The sequence below is a fragment of the Mesorhizobium sp. M4A.F.Ca.ET.050.02.1.1 genome (assembly GCF_003997725.1).
Lineage (GTDB): Bacteria > Pseudomonadota > Alphaproteobacteria > Rhizobiales > Rhizobiaceae > Mesorhizobium.
Genome location: NZ_RZSG01000606.1, coordinates 1 through 3,724 on the forward strand (window position 1 = coordinate 1; position 3,724 = coordinate 3,724).

3 protein-coding genes are annotated in these 3,724 nt (G+C 61.0%); 1 reads left to right on the plus strand and 2 read right to left on the minus strand.

What is annotated here, in order from left to right:
• Positions 1-91: 91 nt before the first annotated feature.
• Both EOA33_RS27770 and EOA33_RS27775 read right to left on the minus strand, forming a co-directional pair.
• Positions 92-322, minus strand: coding sequence for a hypothetical protein (locus EOA33_RS27770; protein WP_245482454.1), 231 nt, complete (start codon positions 320-322; stop codon positions 92-94).
• Positions 323-616: 294 nt separating this feature from the next.
• Complete coding sequence (locus EOA33_RS27775; protein ID WP_190234389.1) at positions 617-2,503, minus strand: ABC transporter ATP-binding protein/permease; 1,887 nt, start codon at positions 2,501-2,503, stop codon at positions 617-619.
• A 592-nt stretch (positions 2,504-3,095) separates the two neighbouring features.
• On the opposite strand from EOA33_RS27775, the gene EOA33_RS27780 reads away from it, so the two are divergent.
• The gene (locus tag EOA33_RS27780) at positions 3,096-3,530 is read left to right on the plus strand and encodes a hypothetical protein (RefSeq protein ID WP_127407098.1); all 435 of its coding nucleotides are present in this window, start codon (positions 3,096-3,098) and stop codon (positions 3,528-3,530) included.
• Positions 3,531-3,724: the final 194 nt, after the last annotated feature.

The following is a 3,724-nucleotide window of genomic DNA, read 5'->3' on the forward strand; positions in this document are numbered from 1 at the left end:
GCGCGAGCGTGCCGAGCAGTTCGGAACGCGCCGGCTCGTCGAGCTCGCGCAGGATGTCGGCCGCGCGTCAAGGCAAGCAAGCTCCTGACCGCTATGTCCGTCGACCGCGCGGCAAGGCTTCGACGAGCTCCGGCGCGCTTTCGAGCTCGGGCTGGTCGAAGATCTCGACCAGCCGCTCGAAAGGCACGGCGCAAAGCAGCTCTATGGCTGTCTCGCGCGGTTCGTGGTTGAGCGCCTCGACGACGTCGGCGACATGGTCGTTGGCGAGGACACGGGCGATGGCGACGGCGCCGTCGTCCAATACGGGTGCGAATTCATTCATGGCTCACTCCTTGCCGTCCGGCAGGACGTGAGCCGATCAGGTCACGTCAAGGCGGACGGCGGTTGTGTTCGACTGTGACTGTCGCCAGGCATGGCGCGTTGACCTTTCTGCTCGCCGGTTCAGTTGGAATTCTGCGAGCCGCCGCAACATAAGAGCGCTTATGCCCGAGTCAATCGCGGCGGCACGGGAAAGCAGCGGCAGATGCACCAGGTCGCGAGACTGTGATCGGTCGCAGTTCAGCGGCTCAGTGCGCCGGTCTGATGCCGGGGACGGATCGGAGAGAGAAAAGCGCTGCTATTTCTGCTTCAGGCGCCGAGGGAAGCGCAACCACTTGTCCTCGACCGGCCTCGGTTGCACGAGGATGGTGGTGAGCTCGCGCGGCAGGCTCGGCGCGAGCGGCTTCTTGGTGGCGACGCCGTCAGCGATCGCGACCACACTGTGGTAGAACTCGGCGCCCGTGAGCGAGCGCGGCGGCACCGCCTCATGCATGACGCTAATCACCGTGACATCGGGACAATTGTCCTTGATCGCCTGGTGGAAAGCGATCTTGCCTTCGGGATCGAGCGCCCCGGTCGCCTCGTCGAGGAACAAGAGACCCGGCTGCTGCAGCACGATGCGGGCAACCACCAGCTTCTGCTTCTGGCCGCCCGAAAGCACCTGGTCCCAGTTCTTCCCGTCACGGCTTTCGTCGGTCAAATGTTCGATGAAGTCGCCAAGGCCGGCCTTGTGCAGCGCCGATGCGACCTGTGCATCGCTATGGTCGCGCTCGGAGCCTGGCAGGCAGACCAACTGCTTCAGCGACACCTGCTGCAGCTTGACCTCCTGCGCGGCGTAGAAGTTCTTGACCCCTTCAGGGAAGACGATGGTGCCGCGGCCATAGGGCCACAGGCAGTTGATCGCCTTGATCAGCGAGGTCTTGCCGCAGCCGGACTCGCCCTTGAGGAAGGTCCACTCGCCGCGCCGGAAGCGCAGGTTCGCGGCGCTCAGGAACGGCGTCGCATCCTCGCCCTGATGCGCCAGCTCGAGCTTCTGGATGGTCAGGCCGAAGACCGGATTCTGGCTGGCATAGCTGAAATCGGAGCGGCCGGTCTGGCTGTAGAATTCCTGTGGCTGCTGCACGTTCTCGATGGCGTTGGCGAGTTCCATGACGCGCTGGCTGTTGGCACGTAGCGTGGCCAGACTCGGCATGACGTGGATGAACCACGAACATTTGCTGATTAGCGCGTTAACCTGTTCGGAGCCTGTTATGTAACCCTTGAGGTCGAGGCCATTGTGGATGAACGGCACCAGGCCAGGCCCGTAGGCGACAATTTTGGCGCCGACAAAGTTGTAGACCGACTCGAAGCCCGAATAGATGGTGTTGACGACGTTGAACTTCGACCAAGTTCTGTCGATGTCGAGATAGAGCCGGCCGTGTATCGTCTTCTGCACGTCTTCGCCTTGCGAGGCCGCCACATGGAAGCTGCGCCGCAATAGTGTGATCAGTTCGCCGCGATAGCTACCTTCAGCCTTCTGCATCCTGATGTTGAGCCACTCCAGCATGCCGCCGAGTTTGACTGCGATCCAGGTGTTGAACGGCACGTAGAGAGCGACCGCCAGCAGAGCGAGTACGACACTTCCATAACTGCCGAGGAGCTCCAGTCCTCTCACCTCCACGGAACTTGCCAGCAAAGCTCCGCCGACGAAGTAGAGCGAGGTGAAGACACTGAATACGCCCATGGCAAGCCCAATGGCGCCGCCTGTCATATCCTTGATCGATTCCTGCACGCGCTGGTCGATGTTGTCGGGCGCTGCCGTGGCGGAGGAGCCATGCTGAGCGTGGTAGTGTGAATGATTAGGATCGAGCAGCGCCTCGTTGAAGCGGCTGTTCAGCCAGCCACGCCATTTCCGATGCAATGTCGCCGATACGAATTTGCAGGCACCTGTGATGCCCATATCCTTGAGCACCACCAACAGCACGAGCAGGCTGGCATTGGTCAGCAGACTCTCGACCGGCGTGGTATTCGCGGCGTCGTGGAAAAACGCGATCGAGGTAAATAACTTACCCGCCGCCACGGTAAACCAGACATCGGCTTTGCTGGACAGCGCCGTAAGCAGCGCGATGACGAGGGTGAGGGTCCAGGCTTCCTTCCAGCGATCCGAGAACCAGTAGGCACGCATCAGTCCCCAGAAGGTTCGCATCGATGACACCGGGGTCAGGGGCGGCTGCCTGCTGGCGTCGCTAGGACTTTTCTCCGATATTGAACGTCTCGGTCTGCCGACCCGAATCACGATCCCGCCCAAACCTTTTCTAGTTTTGTTACGGATAGTAACACCAATTGATCATTTTCCATTAATTTTCTCCCGGGGAATGTGAACCCGCGCACAAGCCGTTGCCCATGCGCAACAGATCGGACGGCGATGCGGTCGCCTCCACCGCGTGGAATGCCTTTTTATTTCAATTGATTAGAGCAGTCGCGGAGGCGGCCGAACGACCTTCCCTTAGGGAAGCTTAAAACACAGTTTTGTGAACCGCTTCGCCCTCCGATTCAGCCGAATTTCCTGAGGCGAACGAACCGGGGAGACCGAAAAGGTGCCTCCGCTTGTCTTTCAGGATTGGCTTTCGTGATGTCCAAGCGCGGCCGGAGCACGTTGAGAAGGCGACGGCCGAGGGTGCCCGGCATCGTCTCGATACATCCGTCGGCCAATGCTTTTCAGGCGCGCACCAATTTGTGTTTGATGGGCCGGCCGTTCGGTCTCGAATGTGCATCGGCCCCGGAGCGGAGGGAATTTCATGTTTGTACGGACGCTGTCGGCCGCGATGGTCGCGACACTCGTCTGGCTGCCTCAGGCATATGCCGGCAGCCAGACCATTCCAGGGAATGGCGAAGGGCAGGTGGAGTTCAACACGCCGTCAGGCAATATCGGCTGTATCTACACGCCGAAGGGCGGCACAAGCACCTACCAGCCGCAGGATGGCGGTCCGGAACTGAGCTGCTCGCGCGTCGAGCCGAGCTACATCACCGTCATCCTGGGGCCGAAGGGACCGGCGACGCAGATCAAGAACCCCGGCGAGCAAGGCTGCTGCGGCGATGTCGCGAAGCTTGCCTATGGCAACAGCTGGAGCAAGGGGCCGTTTTCCTGCCAATCGTCGAAGAAAGGGCTGACCTGCGCGGCAAGCAACGGCCACGGCTTCTTCGTCAGCAAGGCCAAGGTGACGGTGAAGTAGGGGAGCGGGCAAGTTCCATCGTTTCATGAAACGCTGAACCGCTCTATCTCTTTGGTTTGCGCAATTCCGGACGGACGGTTACGGCGAAGTCGCCGAGCCTAACCATTTCACTTTGCCTGGAATTGCTTCAGCCCGCCGCCATTTCCAGCTCGCCTCGCGCCTTGGCCGCAGCGACCTGGCGGATGGCGTCGGCG

Excerpts from the sequence above, each read along its gene's own strand:
- EOA33_RS27770 (WP_245482454.1), bottom strand. The coding sequence starts at position 322 with ATGAATGAATTCGCACCCGTATTGGACGACGGCGCCGTCGCCATCGCC.
- EOA33_RS27775 (WP_190234389.1), bottom strand. The coding sequence starts at position 2,503 with ATGCGAACCTTCTGGGGACTGATGCGTGCCTACTGGTTCTCGGATCGC.
- EOA33_RS27780 (WP_127407098.1), top strand. The coding sequence starts at position 3,096 with ATGTTTGTACGGACGCTGTCGGCCGCGATGGTCGCGACACTCGTCTGG.